The 14,761-nt window shown below is 58.4% G+C and carries 14 protein-coding genes; 6 read left to right on the top strand and 8 right to left on the bottom strand.

What is annotated here, in order from left to right; genetic code table 11:
• The 3 genes from ABJ076_RS04705 to ABJ076_RS04715 all read right to left on the bottom strand — a co-directional run.
• On the bottom strand, positions 1 to 1,890 hold a 1,890-nt coding region (locus ABJ076_RS04705), incomplete at its 3' end, for a HAMP domain-containing protein (protein ID WP_348188736.1).
• A gap of 92 nt (positions 1,891 to 1,982) precedes the next feature.
• Positions 1,983 to 2,198 (bottom strand): hypothetical protein, encoded by a 216-nt coding sequence (locus ABJ076_RS04710; RefSeq protein ID WP_348188738.1) that lies wholly within the window; start codon positions 2,196 to 2,198, stop codon positions 1,983 to 1,985.
• A gap of 66 nt (positions 2,199 to 2,264) precedes the next feature.
• Positions 2,265 to 2,720, bottom strand: a complete 456-nt coding sequence (locus tag ABJ076_RS04715) for an ABC transporter substrate-binding protein (RefSeq protein ID WP_348499763.1) — start codon at positions 2,718 to 2,720, stop codon at positions 2,265 to 2,267.
• A gap of 245 nt (positions 2,721 to 2,965) precedes the next feature.
• On the opposite strand from ABJ076_RS04715, the gene ABJ076_RS04720 reads away from it, so the two are divergent.
• Positions 2,966 to 3,703: a hypothetical protein gene (locus ABJ076_RS04720; RefSeq protein WP_348188742.1), complete on the top strand. Its 738-nt coding sequence runs from the start codon at positions 2,966 to 2,968 to the stop codon at positions 3,701 to 3,703.
• Here ABJ076_RS04720 and ABJ076_RS04725 read toward each other — a convergent pair.
• Both ABJ076_RS04725 and ubiA read right to left on the bottom strand, forming a co-directional pair.
• Positions 3,684 to 4,409 carry a 50S ribosomal protein L11 methyltransferase gene (locus ABJ076_RS04725; RefSeq protein WP_348188744.1) on the bottom strand — a complete coding sequence of 242 codons (726 nt, stop codon included), beginning with the start codon at positions 4,407 to 4,409 and terminating at the stop codon, positions 3,684 to 3,686. The genes ABJ076_RS04720 and ABJ076_RS04725 overlap by 20 nt on opposite strands.
• Positions 4,406 to 5,317, bottom strand: a complete 912-nt coding sequence (ubiA, locus tag ABJ076_RS04730; protein WP_348188746.1) for a 4-hydroxybenzoate octaprenyltransferase — start codon at positions 5,315 to 5,317, stop codon at positions 4,406 to 4,408. The genes ABJ076_RS04725 and ubiA overlap by 4 nt, the downstream gene beginning before the upstream one ends.
• 83 nt (positions 5,318 to 5,400) lie before the next feature.
• Between ubiA and ABJ076_RS04735 the strand changes: the two genes are divergently transcribed.
• The 3 genes from ABJ076_RS04735 (at position 5,401) to ABJ076_RS04745 (ending at position 8,587) form a co-directional block, all read left to right on the top strand.
• Positions 5,401 to 6,171 carry a 16S rRNA (uracil(1498)-N(3))-methyltransferase gene (locus ABJ076_RS04735; RefSeq protein ID WP_348188748.1) on the top strand — a complete coding sequence of 257 codons (771 nt, stop codon included), beginning with the start codon at positions 5,401 to 5,403 and terminating at the stop codon, positions 6,169 to 6,171.
• A 51-nt stretch (positions 6,172 to 6,222) separates the two neighbouring features.
• A complete protein-coding gene (locus tag ABJ076_RS04740) occupies positions 6,223 to 7,590 on the top strand; it encodes a glutamate--cysteine ligase (protein ID WP_348188750.1) in 1,368 nt (455 codons plus the stop codon).
• A gap of 61 nt (positions 7,591 to 7,651) precedes the next feature.
• Complete coding sequence (locus ABJ076_RS04745; RefSeq protein ID WP_348188752.1) at positions 7,652 to 8,587, top strand: DMT family transporter; 936 nt, start codon at positions 7,652 to 7,654, stop codon at positions 8,585 to 8,587.
• A 21-nt stretch (positions 8,588 to 8,608) separates the two neighbouring features.
• On the opposite strand, the gene ABJ076_RS04750 is transcribed toward ABJ076_RS04745, so the two are convergent.
• The 3 genes from ABJ076_RS04750 to tldD all read right to left on the bottom strand — a co-directional run bounded on the left by ABJ076_RS04750 (position 8,609) and on the right by tldD (position 11,966).
• A complete protein-coding gene (locus ABJ076_RS04750; protein WP_348188754.1) occupies positions 8,609 to 10,063 on the bottom strand; it encodes a methyl-accepting chemotaxis protein in 1,455 nt (484 codons plus the stop codon).
• 2 nt (positions 10,064 to 10,065) lie between these two features.
• The gene (locus ABJ076_RS04755) at positions 10,066 to 10,404 is read right to left on the bottom strand and encodes a hypothetical protein (protein ID WP_348188756.1); all 339 of its coding nucleotides are present in this window, start codon (positions 10,402 to 10,404) and stop codon (positions 10,066 to 10,068) included.
• A gap of 128 nt (positions 10,405 to 10,532) precedes the next feature.
• A complete protein-coding gene (gene tldD / locus ABJ076_RS04760; protein WP_348188758.1) occupies positions 10,533 to 11,966 on the bottom strand; it encodes a metalloprotease TldD in 1,434 nt (477 codons plus the stop codon).
• Between the two features lie 298 nt (positions 11,967 to 12,264).
• Between tldD and coxB the strand changes: the two genes are divergently transcribed.
• Both coxB and ctaD read left to right on the top strand, forming a co-directional pair.
• On the top strand, positions 12,265 to 13,122 hold the full coding sequence (gene coxB, locus ABJ076_RS04765) for a cytochrome c oxidase subunit II (RefSeq protein ID WP_348188759.1): 858 nt from the start codon (positions 12,265 to 12,267) through the stop codon (positions 13,120 to 13,122).
• Between the two features lie 28 nt (positions 13,123 to 13,150).
• Entirely contained in the window at positions 13,151 to 14,737 is a 1,587-nt protein-coding gene (gene ctaD / locus ABJ076_RS04770) for a cytochrome c oxidase subunit I (RefSeq protein WP_348188761.1), read from the top strand.
• The last annotated feature ends 24 nt before the right edge of the window (positions 14,738 to 14,761 follow it).

A 14,761-nucleotide genomic window follows, 5' to 3' on the forward strand; every position in this document is an offset into this window, starting at 1 on the left:
CTTCTCCATATTCTGGGCGGAGAGGCCGACCTGATCGACAATGGCTTTGACCGACTGCTCGAACGTATCGGCCAGGTTCAGCATGGCCTGCCGGCGTTCCTCGGCGGAGCGGGCCTCGGCGCGCTGCTGTTCCTCGCGCAGGCGTTCGACCTCACGGCCATTGTCGCGGAAGATCTCTACCGTCCGGGCCATCGTGGTGATCTCATCGCTGCCGGACGTATCCACGTCCGTTTCCAGATTGCCATCCGCGATTACACCCATTGTCGTTGCGAGGCCGGCAATACGGCTCACGACCTGACGGGATACAAGCAGCCAGCCGATCAGGATTCCGGCGACCGCGCTGATACCGACCATGACAAAAAGCAAATTCTGGCTTTCTTCAAGCGTTGAAAGTGCTGCGGATTCGCTCGTTGCTGCTGCCGTTTCCGCCTCCGAGACCAAAGAGGCAACTTCTCTCTGGATTGTCTCCGAAGCCGCTCTGCTTTCGTCCAGAGCGGTCAGAGAGGCAGTATCGATTTCGAGCTGTGATTGGCGAAGTGCGAATACGCTGTTGTCACCGGTCCCATAGGATACGATTTGCGCTGTGAGTTCGGGAATCGCGTCGTTGTCGACCTTTTCCTTGAAGACGGCTATGGCGGCTTCGACAGCTCCTTTGGCCGCACTGAAGCGGCCCGAAAGCACATTGAGTGCAGAGATATCCGGAGCGCTTGCGCCGGAATTCAACAATCCTGCCAGGAGATTTGCTTCCGCTGCCAGCTGCAGCATCGATTGCAGGCGGGCGACATCGCCATTGACCAAGCCATTGATTGTCTTGCTGATATTCGCATTCAAGTCGTCGCCACCAATGGCAAGATTGAACGTTGCATCGTCGATGACTGGCTCAACTTTGACCTTGAAGAGCTCCTCCAGTTCCGCGAGCTTCGCATCGAGTGCTTCTCGCTTTGCCTTCAGGTCAAGCGTTTCCTGAAAAGTCAGGGACTGATTGTAGTCCAGTTCCTTGAACCGGATTGCAAATGCCGAATCGTCGCCTTCTCCGAGCGTAATCAGCATTTCCGTGTAATCTTTCAAGGCTTGAGCGGCTTCGGTTTCGGGGAGGAGGGTTTCGTATTCCCGAACGGTTGCGACAATGGCTTCAAACCTTTCGGCGAGCGGACTAATTCCTTCAAGATCGGTGTTGGCGGAAGTGCGTGCCATCAGGGCAAGGAGTTCCCTGACGTTGGTGCCGACACGTAACCCGGCTTGCAAGGCGTTTACTTCGCCCTCGAGGAGGGACTTGATCAATTTGGAGGAGCTGTCGACAGTGTCTTCACTGGTGATCACCAGATTGAAGTTTGCATCGTCCACAAGCGGCGAGAGAACCTTCAAGAACTCCTGATGAGCCTGAAGCATCCCGGTAACTTTCTCCGTGATACGGGCTTCAATCGCTTCCTTCTCCTGCATCTTGTCACCGAGCGCGATGATACCGCCGTGGAAGGATGCGATCAGGTCAAGTTTCTGCTTTTTCGCGGTTTCATCGAGAGCGCCCAGACTGCGGACTTCTTCTTTGAGTTTAGCGATCAGCGCTTCGATTTCGGATTCCGTCGCGGCCCTTTCTTCCTGGGTTTGAGCGTTCACGATTTCCGGCGCTTTCGCGGCGATCGCGGCGCTTTCCGCAGACATGTAAAGCGAGGTTTTGATGGCCGGAATCGCCTCGCCGGCAAAGCCATCCATGGCCCGCTTCAATTCCCCGAACGCCCATATCGCGACCAGCGCGGCCGCGACGGTTATGACGAACATGCTGCCGATCGAGAGATAGAGCTTACCGCCAACGCCGATGCCGGAGCGATTACTGGTTTGCGCAGATATTTCTGCCGTATCGGCGTGTTGATAGGTCTGTTCAGTCGATGACATGCTTGTTCCCCCGGTCCATTCTTTTTTCTTTGCCCCATTTTAGAAACCGGCGGCTTTGGGGCCGCCGGTTTTAGAGTTTTTTGCTTACATAACTACTTAGTCAGTTTTTCGACGGACTTGAAGCTACCGTCGGCCTTAATGACGCTTAGGAAGACGTCGCCCATGCCGTGATTGTCTCCGGCGCCATATTCAAGTGTCGCACCACCGAGATCGAATGTGCCGGTGCTGTAGACAGCGTCCAGGAAATTCGCCCGTGTCAGGTCCTTGCCCGCTTTCTCAAGCGCCATGATCATCAGACGCCCGACCATGTATCCTTCGTTGGTAACGCCAAGATCTTCTGTCAGATGTTTGATCCAAGTCTCGGTTTCCTGATCTTAGGTCGCCCGTACGCTGATGACGTTCGAGTTTTTCGGATCGCGGAGGAAACCGGCGCCGGTGAACGGTCCGACGAACGGAACTTTTGCTTCCGTTGTGATCGGCTGAGTTGCCTTGGATGTCGGGGTGCCGACTGCGCCGATGACGGAAAAGACTTTGTCCTGGTCGATCAGTTTATTCGTATTCGCGATTGCGCGATCGGGTTCATATCCGTCGTCATACTTGACGATCTCCAGCATCCGGCCGTTGATCCCCCCGGATTTGTTAGCGGCGGTGAGCGCGCCGGCCGGCCCTTCGAAAGCCGCAGATTGGCCAAATACGATTTTTTCGCCCGTTACGCCGGGTGTTTGCGCCTTTGCCAAATTAACTGAAAGTCCGAGGGTTAAAAGCGCTGCAATCGTGCCGTTCCTCACGAAGTGCATGATAGGCGTCCTTTTTTTGTGCATATCTCCCATGCGAAAATTGCAACTCAATAATTAACAATTCTCTAAGGATGCCAAAAATTATTAATGGGCATTTACTGTAATTTATGGACGCACTTTAGGTGCTGGAGAGGCGTTCGATCGTTGACGCTCTGTAAGAATAGTTTTTTAAGTCTTTGCCTTGAAAATCGATGGATATTCGATCATTCATCTTAACTCTACGACTCAAAAATCGTCACCTAAAAGTATTCTTAAAGTAAGTAGAAGGTTCTCCATCGTTGCTTGATCAAAAACTGAAAGCGGGAAAACTGTCGCGAGCGTACAGCTATCCTTATCAGGCGCCAGCGCATGATTACCTTTTCCGCGATGGCCGTGCCAACAGACTGCCGGCAAACATTGACCTGGCGGAGCGGCAACCCGTTATTGCTGTCGGCTCAAATCGGGCGCCGGAACAGCTTCACCGAAAATTTGGCGATAACCCGGTATGTGACATCCCGGTCACCTGGGGCTGGATGCATGGCTACGACGTTGTCTATTGCGCGCATCTTGCTGGATACGGATCCGTGCCGGCTACGCTCCATGATAGTCCCGGGACCGAGGTTCGGGTGGCCGTCACCTGGCTGACGGAGGAGCAACTGGAGCGGATGCACGAAACCGAGAATGTCGGCGCCAGTTATGTTTACGGAACATTTGAGCAGGACGCGGTAGAACTCGGTGATGGCCGTCCCGCAGTGCGGGCCGGCTGCTATATCACCAAGCGCGGCGCGCTGGCGCTGGATGGTGTGCCGGTCGCGCTGGCTGAGATCGAGGCGCGGGGGAGGCGCTTTAAAAGCCTGCTCCAAGCCGAAAAACTAGCGCTCTTGCATAATATGTTCGGCGATCACCCGGATGAAGCCGCGTGGGTCCTGTCTTTGTTGGGGGAGGAGAACGCGCTGCGCCGCGCAGATCTGACGGAACGGTTGTCCGAGACCACGGTGTTGTTCGAAGACCCGCGCTTCAGGGTGATTTTGGGATAGGCGTGGCGGTCTCTGCTGTGCCCGTCAGCCTCCAAACGACTGTTTGCCGGAGTTCCGAGTCCTCAATCTCAAGGGATACCGGCACGTCATAGCGCGCGCAGAGTGCGATACCGCCAGTCGGCTGATAGGCCCGCCCGGGGTCGCCGAGCAGGACCAAAGCGCCCGCGTCCGCATGCCGTTGCAACCATCTCAGCATGGAGTCCGCCATGGCGCGCTCGTAGCAAATATCGCCAGCGAGAACGGTGTCGTAGAGCGGGCCGCCGTCTTCCGCCATGGTCGGCTCGTCCAGCATGTCCCGGATTGCGGTGGTCAGCCCCGCCTGCACCCCGTTGGTTTCCGCGTTGAGGGCGATTGCCGTTGCAGCGACGGGATCAGTGTCGTTGGCGATCACGGTTGCTGCCGATGCCCAGAGCGCGGCCAGCCCGACCATGCCGGACCCGGCGCCGACATCGAGCACGCGCTTGCCAGCGACGAGCGGGGCATTGTCGATGACATAGCGCGCGACGGCCTGTCCTCCCGCCCAGGGGAAAGCCCAGTATGGTGGCGGCAGACCGTTCTGCTCCAGCTCTGTCTCAGTGGCATGCCAGAGTGGTGTCGCTTCCGTTGCCAGATGCAGCTTTAGTTCAGGGACAAGCGGAGGAGAAACAAGTTCTGTGTTGCGAAGGATGAAATCCGGTGTGATCAGCTTCGGTCCCGAGGGCGTCATCCGGCCAGGATCGCCGCGGTGACGATCCAGCCGAAATACCTGTTGGACTTGAATTTCGTCAGGCAATCCTTGGGATTGTCGAGATCGACGCTCCGGATTTGCCAGAGCAGTTGCGCGCCTGCAGCGGCGAGCCCGAGACAGAAGGGCCAGCCAAGCCCGACCAGCCAGCCGCTCGTCGCGATCCCGGCAAGTGTCAGCGGATAGACAACCCATAGAAATGGTACGGTCCGCGCGCCGAGGGCGAGGGCGGAGGATTTCACGCCGATCAGGACGTCGTCCTCCTTGTCCTGATGGGCGTAGATCGTATCGTATCCGAGCGTCCAGACGATGCCTGCGCAGTACAGAACGCTATTGGCGATGCCTACGTCGCCGGTGACCGCCGCCCAGCCCATCAGTGCGCCCCAGTTAAAGGTCAGGCCGAGCACGAATTGAGGCCAGTAGGTGATGCGCTTGAACAGCGGGTAGGTGACCACGAGCACGAGCACCAGAACCCCGAGCATCCAGCAGGTCTGGTTGAGCTGCAGCAGGATCAGCAGCCCGGCGCAGAGCTGCAATACGAGAAACAGGAGAGCCTGCCGGACAGTAATATCACCGTTTGCGATCGGTCGTTCGACGGTGCGCGCGACCTGGTTGTCGAAATCCCTGTCCCAGAGATCGTTGATGGTGCAGCCGGCTCCCCGCATGATCAGGGCGCCGACACTGAAGAGACTGTAAAGCCAGAGCAGATCCAGCAATGGCAGGGCCTGTTCCGTCGCCTGCCAACCAAGGGCGAGCCCCCACCAGCACGGGAGCAATAACAGCCAGGTACCGATGGCACGGTCCAGTCGCATCAACCGTGCATAAGGCCGGACGCTCGTGGGTAGAAGCCGGTCCACCCAGTCGTTGCGTGCAATATCGCTTGCGGTCATGGTGGCTTCTGCATAAACCGGGCGGCACTCCGGAGCAAGGACCGGACGGCGGCAGCAGATTGCCGCCCAGAACGCGAGGCCGGATGAGTGAGAAGATCGAGACCCGTCTGTTTGTAAGTTCAGACCTTGCCGCTGATGGCACGGTCGGGCTCGAGACCGGGCAGACGCATTATCTGAAACATGTTCTCCGCCTGGGGCCGGGCGCATTTGTCGCACTGTTCAATGGGCGCGATGGTGAATGGACCGCCAGGATAGACGGTATCGGCAAGGGCTGGACCTCGCTTTCCCTGGTCGAGCAGCGCCGCCCGCAGCGCGCAGAGCCCGATATCTGGCTTGTGTTCGCGCCGATCAAACGGGCCCGCATTGATTTTACCGCACAGAAGGCGACCGAACTTGGCGCTTCTGTCCTCTGGCCGGTTTTCACGAAGCACACGCAGGTCGAGCGGGTGAACACAGACCGTCTGTTGGCTAATGCGACGGAGGCCGCCGAGCAGACCGCGCGTCTCAGCGTCCCGGAAATCCGCGAACCGATGCGATTCGACGCGTTGCTCGAAGCCTGGCCGCAGAACCGGCCTCTGATCGTCTGCGATGAGACCGGAGCCGGAACACCCGTCGTCGATGTGTTGTCGAACCCGCCTTTCAAGGGGGGAACCCCCTGCGGATTGCTGATAGGTCCAGAAGGGGGTTTTGCCGATCATGAACTTGACCGACTCCGACAAAGTTCCTTTGTTACATCAGTTAGTCTCGGTCCGCGGTTGCTGCGTTCCGACACGGCGGCGCTTGCAGCGTTGGCCTGTTGGCAGGCGGTGGCGGGGGATTGGACCATGGAACGTCCTGACGGACTTGATATCTAAACCTGAACTTGTACCAAGCGGCGCAGAGTCGTTGATCCTACCGGAGGAAATATGTCCCGTCCCCCAGGCTCCCAGGGCGAACCCATCGCGAGCAAGGCGCAGCTCGTCGAGGATCTCGAATCCGGCTGCACGCCGCGTGCTGACTGGCGCATCGGCACGGAGCATGAGAAATTCCCGTTCCGCCTCAGTGATCACAAGCGTTTGCCCTATTTCGGCAAGGATGGCATTGGCGCCATTCTGAACGGGTTGGTCGAGAAGTTCGGTTGGGAGCCCATCCATGAGGGCGGGAATGTCATCGCGCTGACGCAGGGTGGCTGTGCCATCACGCTGGAGCCGGGCGGACAATTCGAGCTGTCTGGTGCGCCGCTTGAGACCCTGCATCAGACCTGCGACGAAGTGCATACGCATCTGGCGCAGATCAAGGAGGTCAATGGCGAGCTGGGCGTCGGTATGCTGGGCGCAGGGTTTGATCCGACCTCGACGCGCGCTGATATCGAGTTCATGCCCAAGGGCCGCTATGTGGTCATGAGCGCTCACATGCAGAAGGTCGGCACCCTCGGCCTCGACATGATGAAGCGGACCTGTACCGTGCAGGGGAATTACGATTTCGAGAGCGAAGCAGACATGGTGCAGAAGTTCCGCATCAGTGTCGCGCTGCAGCCCGTCGCCACGGCTCTATTCGCCAACTCGCCTTTCACCGAAGGCAGGCCGAACGGCTTCAAGAGTTACCGCTCTCATGTCTGGACCGACACGGACCCGGATCGTTGCGGGATGCTGCCCTTCGTCTTCGAGGACGGCTTCGGGTTCGAGCGTTATGTCGATTACATGCTCGATGTACCGATGTATTTCCTCTACCGGGATGGCGATTATCAGGACGTCGCGGGCAAGAGCTTCCGCGATTTCATGGCGGGCAAGCTCGAGGGCTATGAAGGCCAGAACGCTTTCATGGGTGACTGGACCGATCACATGACGACCAGTTTCCCGGAAGTCCGCCTGAAGAAGTATATCGAGATGCGCGGTGCCGACACCGGCCCGTGGCGCAATATCTGCGCACTGCCGGCGCTTTGGACCGGTATCCTCTATAACAGTGACTCCCAGCAGGCGGCGGCGGACATGATCGCCGACTGGACCATTGAGGAAATGTCGGCGTTGCGCGATGGCGTGCCGAAGCATGGCTTGCAGACTCCGTTCCGGGGAGGCACCGTGCAGGATCTCGCCAAAAGAATGATCGAGATTTCGCGGCATGGCCTGAAGCGACGGGCCTATGTTGATGCGGCAGGCAATGACGAAAGCGGCTTTCTGAATTGGCTGCAGGACGTCGCCGAATCGGGCAAAACGTCAGCGGACCGTCTTCTCGACCTCTATCATGGTGACTGGAACGGCTCGGTGGATCCGATTTTCGAGTTCCAGCGTTACTAAACTCGGCAAGGTCCGGTAAACGCGGCCTGCATTTGTGGGCTGCGGCCCTGGAGGGGACTTCATGACCGGACTGCCGGACGACCGGGTCGCGACAGGCCGGGGTATCGCCCTCATGATCGCCGGGATCTTCGTGGTCTCGGTGATGGATGCTCTGATCAAGTGGCTTACGGACTCGTATCCGAGCATCCAGATTGTGATGCTGCGCTCCCTTTTCGGCCTGATACCGCTCTTGATTATCGTATATTTTTGGGGCGGCATTGCGGCTTTGCGGACCTCGCGACCGGGCATTCAGCTGCTGCGCGCCGCTTTTGGCGCCAGCGCCATGGTCGGGTTTTTCCATGCGCTTTCCGTGCTTGGGCTTGCGGAGACGGTAACCCTCGCATTCTCGTCGCCGCTCTTCGTCACGCTTCTCTCGATGCCGGTATTGGGCGAGCGCGTCGGACCGAGGCGTTTGTCCGCAACGGTTGTCGGGTTCGTCGGTGTGCTGATCGTGGTCAGGCCGGGCGCCGAAATCTTTAAGTTTGATGCCCTGATTCCAATTGCGGCCTCGTTTTGCTTTGCCATGACCATGTTGCTTGCACGGCGGATATCCGCGACAGACACCAGCGTGTCGATGACGTTCTATACAACCCTCGCCGGTCTCGCTGTTGGCACTGCAGGTACGCTCTGGGCTTCCGGAACGCCATCCGGCTGGATAGAGCCTTTGCCTGCCGATTGGGGATTGTTCCTGCTGCTGGGGTTGCTTGGCGGGGTCGGCCAGTTTCTTGTGACGTCGTCATTCCGGCACGCTGAGGCAGCAATCATCGCGCCCTTCGAATATACCGCGCTGATCTGGGCCACATTGTTTGGATTGGCGCTTTGGAATGAGATTCCGGATGGCATGACCCTGCTTGGCGGTGCCATCGTGATTGTGGCGGGGCTCTATATCGGCTACCGGGAAACACGCTTGGGTAAAAAGACAAAAGGCCCCGGCGTAATGCCGGAGCCTTCTCCATGATGTATTTAGCGCTCGGTTCGTCTAGGCTTTGATTTTGCTCAGGAATCCGTCGATCTCGGCACGGAGCCGGCCCGTATCGTGGGTAAGCTTTTCCGATGCCGAGAGCATCAGTTGAGCAGCTTCGCCGCTGCGGGTGCTTTCGCCATTGAGCATGCTCATACCCTGAGAGGCATTGTTGCTCCGCTCGCTGGCCATGGTGACCTGATTTGAGATCTCGTTTGTCGCGGAGACCTGTTCCTCGATAGCAGAGGCAATACCGGCCGAAATTTCATCCACCTTCGCTACTGTGTCGACGATTGTGGAGATGGCGTCCACGGCTTGATTGGATTCCGTCTGGATCGCCTGGATCTGGACGGAAATCGTTTCGGTCGCTTCGGCCGTCTGGGAGGCGAGGTTCTTCACCTCGGTGGCAACGACGGCAAAACCCTTGCCCGCTTCTCCGGCCCGCGCGGCCTCGATGGTGGCGTTCAGGGCCAGAAGGTTTGTCTGCTCGGCGATATCGGTGATCAGCTTCAGGAACTCGGAGATCTTTTCGATCGCCTTGGCGAGGCCGGAAACGGATTCGTTAGTCTGATTGGCTTGATCCACCGCTTGTCTTGTAACGGCGCTGGATTCTGCGACCCGCTGCCCGATCTCGGAGAAGGAACGCGCCAACTCGCTCGCAACCTCGGCGGCAGTCCGGACATTGTCGGCGGCGGACGCGGTATTTTCGTTCGCTGACTGCGACTGCGTGATCAGAGAGCTTGCGACCGTGTTCATATCTCCTGCATTCGTTCTAATCTCGGACGTGGTGCTGGAGACGGTCAAGGCAATCGTCCCGACCGATTGTGAGAAGGAATCGGCAAGAGCCGCCATTTCCTGGGCCTTCTGGTCCGCCATCAGACGGTCCTGCTCCATCCGCTCCTGGCTGAGTCGTTCCGATTCCGCTTTCGCGGCTTCGGCTTCGCGCACGGCCGCGTCGGATGTGGTGAAGGCCTTGGCGACAGTGATTGCAAGCCAGCCGGCGATCACGGCCTCGACGATGACGATCACCGCATGAACAATGACCCGTCCGAAATCGGCGCCATCGGGGAAAATCCACGCCGGGAAGGCGAAGTTCAGGCCGATATGATGAACAGCAACGGCCGCCGTGGCGGCGATCACTGCCCGGATATCGCAAAGCGTCGTCAGGATCGCGAGGCAGGCGAAATAGTACATATGGACGTCGATCTGCCAGGCGTGACCTTCGAACTGAAGCACGATCAAAGAGACCATGACCATGACCCCAACGGCTTGCAGCATGCGTGTCGATGCCGCGTGCGGTGACGTCCATGCTGCTGCTCCGCAAACTGCAGCGATCGCCAGGGCACCGATGGCCGGGGCAATCAAATGTGTGCCCAGCAGCAACCCGAAGGCAATCACCAGCAGAACGTGAGCGGCGATGAAAAGGGTCATGAACTTGACCGCCCGTGCGCGAATTAACTGGAGCGCATTCATTCTCAGGTCTCCTTTTGGAATAATCGTCGCGCTGCGCCGGTGACACCGGCGCAGCCGAATAGGCCGGCAGGGGCGACAACGGCCCAGGCTCCGGCATGTTTCAGTTGCTGGATATCTTCAGGTGTTTCCAGTCTGACGAGCGCGACTGAGTCGATGCCGCCATGGCGCAGCATGCGGCCGCCCGTGGTCGCGACCGCGCCAAGAATTTCCGTCTTGTTGAGCCAGGGAGGGAAGATTGCCGCAACGGCCTGACCTGGGGCGACCGGGGTCGTCAGCATCAAACCGGAAATGAATAAAGTACTGCACAGCAACAAGGTTACCGCGGCCAGCGCATCCCGCACAATCGGCTCCTGTGAGTATATTGTTCCCGTCAGGGTAATTAATTTTTGAAACCTATTGTATCGGGAATATAAGGGAAACAGCCTTAGTTTTTTTATTATTTATCGCTGCGGAACCATGAAGGGTATTCCTACATGGCGGTGCCGCCAATAGTCACGCCGGTCATCTTCAGGGTCGGCTGACCGACGCCTACGGGAACGCCTTGTCCGCTCTTGCCACAGGTGCCGATCCCCTCATCGAGCGCGAGGTCATTGCCGATCATGGTGATCCGGCCCATGGCGTCCGGGCCATTGCCGATCAACGTCGCGCCTTTCACCGGTGCGCCGAGTTTGCCGTTCTCGATCAGATAGGCCTCGCTGGCCGAGAACACGAACTTGCCGGACGTGATGTCGACCTGGCCACCTGCGAAATTGACCGCATAGAGCCCGTTTTTGACGGAGGCGAGAATTTCGCCCGGGTCTTTGTCGCCGGCTTCCATGAAAGTGTTGGTCATGCGCGGCATCGGGGCATGGGCGAAGCTCTGGCGGCGACCGTTTCCGGTCGGCTCCATTCCCATCAACCGGGCATTCTGGCGATCCTGCATATAGCCGACGAGGATACCGTCTTCGATCAGCACATTGCGCCGGCTGCGGGTGCCTTCGTCGTCGATGCTGATGGAACCGCGGCGGTCATGCATTGTGCCGTCATCGACGACTGTCACGCCTTTTGCGGCAACCTGCTGGCCCATCATGCCGGAGAAGGTCGAGGTTTTCTTACGGTTGAAATCCCCTTCGAGCCCGTGTCCGACAGCCTCGTGCAGCATGACGCCGGGCCAGCCGCTGCCAAGAACGACTTCCATCTCTCCGGCAGGCGCGGCGACAGACGCGAGGTTCACTTCGGCGATACGAAAGGCTTCTTCAACCTGTGCCTTCCAGTTTTCGGGCGTCATGTACTGATCATAGGTGACACGGCCTCCGGCGCCGCAGCTGCCGGTCTCCATGCGATCGCCATCGGCGAGCACGATGGAGATGTTCAGCCGGACCAACGGCCGGATATCGGCAACGCGATGACCGCCTGCGCGGATAATTTGCACGGCCTGCCAGGAGCCGGCCAGCGACGCGCTCACCTGTTTGACGCGGGGATCCCTTGCCCGGGCATAGGCATCAATTTCCTTTAACAGGTCGACCTTGTCGCCGAAGGCGGTCAGGGCCAACGGGTTGTCTTCAGTATAGAGAGCCGCGTTGCTCGCGGCTGGCGGCGCTGCAAGCGTGCCGCCATAACCCTTGCTGACAGCGGACACCGTGGCGGCAGCGCGTTTTATGGCATCTTCCGAAATGTCCGACGCATGCGCATACCCATGCGCCTCGCCGGCGATGGCGCGGAGACCAAAGCCCTGGGTCGAGTCGAACGCTGCGTTTTTCAGGCGACCGTCATCGAAAGCGAGGCTCTCGCTCTGACGGTATTCGAGGAAGAGCTCGCCATCGTCGGCGCCGTGCAGTGCATCGTCTACGACCTGACCGACCCGCGAGAGATCTAGCCCTCCGCGCTGGAAGAAGAGTTCATCGGTCTTGCTGAGATCGCCCATGGCGTCTGCTCCTTCTCGGCTCGCCCGAAAACCGGGCCTGCCTAATGTTTGACATCTATCCGATAGCATATGGGCCGGATCGCGATAAAGTCACTGCTTCCCGCACCTTGGCATTGTGTCGATCTACAGCGGTGTACGGGCGCGTCACTTCGTCGCGGATGGCTACCCGTGAGATCCAATTCCGACGAATTATCTTCCCGCAATGAGTCGGAAAGTGTATTTCGATAAACTTGTGAAGGGTCGCGCCAAGCGCTAAAAACGGCCCCGTGTACGAAGAAACTTGGAGAGAGCGGAAATCATGAGGCTTTTCAACCGGGCAATCTCCAGCCTCGCGTATGTCGCGGCGCTGCCCTTTTTGTTGATCGCCGGGCTCGTTTTGCCGGCCGGCGCCGAGGAAGTCCGTCTGCCGCAGCCCTACCAGCTGAACCTGCAGGACCCGGTCTCGCCCGTCGGAGTCCGGATCAACGAATTCCACGATTTTCTTCTGTGGGTGATCTTCGCCACCGGAATCTTCGTCTTCCTGCTGCTGGTGTATGTGTGCGTTCGGTATCGTGCCTCCGCCAATCCAAACCCGTCCCGCACGTCGCACAACACTTTGATTGAAATCCTTTGGACTGCTGTTCCCGTTATTATCCTTGTGGTGATTGCGGTCCCTTCCTTCAAGAACCTTTATTATCTTGATCGAGCTGTTGACCCGGATATGACGATCACGGTTACCGGAAACCAGTGGTACTGGAATTATGAGTATCCGGACGAGGAAATCGCGTTTGACAGCTATCTTCTGGAGGGCGACGAGCTTGCCGAGGTGAACGGAATCCGGCTTCTCGACGTCGACAATCCGCTTGTGGTCCCGACCGGCAAGAAGATCCAGGTTCTGGTGACCAGCAACGATGTTTTCCACTCGTTCTTCGTGCCGTCTGCCGTGGTGCAGATCTATGCCGTCGGCGGGCGCACAAACGAGACCTGGATGCAGTTCGACAAGGAAGGCACTTTCTACGGTCAGTGCAATCAGATTTGTGGTCCCCGTCACGCCTATATGCCGATCGTCGTGAAGGCGGTCTCTGAAGAGGCATACAAGGAGTGGCTGGAAGAAGCTAAAGAACGTTTTGCAATGAGCGACGACGCGCCGGTCCGCGTTGCGCTCAGCACTAACTAAAACAATCACGCTATTGGGAGAGACCGATATGAGTGCCGCTCACGCTCACGCTGATGATCATGGGGCGCCGACGGGTATCCGGCGCTGGTTGTATTCGACCAACCATAAAGACATCGGCACGATGTACCTCATCTTCTCGGTGTTCGCCGGGCTGATTGGCGGGGCCATGTCCATCTATATGCGGATGGAACTTCAGGACCCCGGTGTACAATATATGGATAACGGTCAGGTCTGGAACGTGTTCACCACGGCCCACGGTCTGATCATGGTGTTCTTCGTGGTCATGCCGGGTCTGATCGGTGGTTTTGGCAACTGGTTCGTACCGCTGATGATAGGCGCGCCGGACATGGCCTTCCCCCGGATGAACAATATCAGCTTCTGGCTTCTGATCCCGGCCTTCCTGCTGCTGCTCCTGTCTGTTTTTGCCGACGGTGGTGCTGGGGTTGGCTGGACCATTTATCCTCCGATGTCGAGCAAGCTTGGAACGCCTGGCGCCTCCATGGACATGGCGATCCTGTCGCTGCACCTTGCCGGTGCCTCCTCGATCCTCGGTGCCAGTAACTTCATCACCACGATTTTCAACATGCGTGCGCCGGGCATGACGCTGCACAAGATGCCGCTGTTTGTCTGGTCCATGCTGATCACCGCCTTCCTGCTGCTGCTGGCGCTTCCGGTTCTGGCCGGTGCCATCACCATGCTTCTGACGGACCGGAATTTCGGTACAGCCTTCTTCGATCCGTCAGGTGGTGGTGACCCGATCCTGTTCCTGCACTTGTTCTGGTTCTTCGGGCACCCGGAAGTCTACATCATGATCCTGCCGGCTTTCGGTATCGTGAGCCACGTGGTGTCGACGTTCTCCCGCAAGCCGATCTTCGGCTATCTGGGCATGGCCTATGCAATGCTCTCGATCGGGTTTGTCGGATTCATCGTCTGGGCGCACCATATGTACACGGTGGGGCTGGATGTCGACACGAGGGCCTACTTTACCGCGGCGACCATGGTCATCGCGGTGCCGACGGGCGTGAAGATCTTCTCCTGGATTGCCACGATGTGGGGCGGTTCGATTTCCTTCCGCGTCCCAATGCTGTGGGCGATCGGCTTCATCTTCCTCTTCACTGTTGGCGGTGTGACGGGTGTCGTGCTCGCTAATGCCGGTGTCGATGTGGTGTTGCACAACACCTATTATGTGATCGCGCATTTCCACTACGTGCTGTCGCTGGGCGCGGTCTTTGCCATCTTCTGCGGGTTCTACTACTGGTTCCCAAAAATGACGGGCTACCACTACAGCGGCCTGCTGGCTCGCGTCCATTTCTGGCTGATGTTCATCGGCGCCAACGTGACCTTCTTCCCGATGCACTTTCTCGGGCTGGCAGGTATGCCGCGCCGGTATATCGACTATCCGGATGCCCTGCATGGCTGGAACACGGTGGCATCCTATGGTGCTTACATGGGCGGCCTTGCGACCATCATCTTCCTGATCGTCGTGATTGAGGCCTTCATCACGAAGCGCAAGGCGGAAGCCAACCCGTGGGGTGAAAGTGCGGACACGCTCGAGTGGACTGTGTCCTCTCCGCCGCCGTTCCACACCTTCGACGAGCTGCCGCGGATCAAGTGATCCGCGGCGCCTCGGCGTCGTTAT

It is taken from the genome of Nisaea sp. (genome assembly GCF_039990255.1).
Taxonomy (GTDB): Bacteria; Pseudomonadota; Alphaproteobacteria; order Thalassobaculales; family Thalassobaculaceae; genus Nisaea.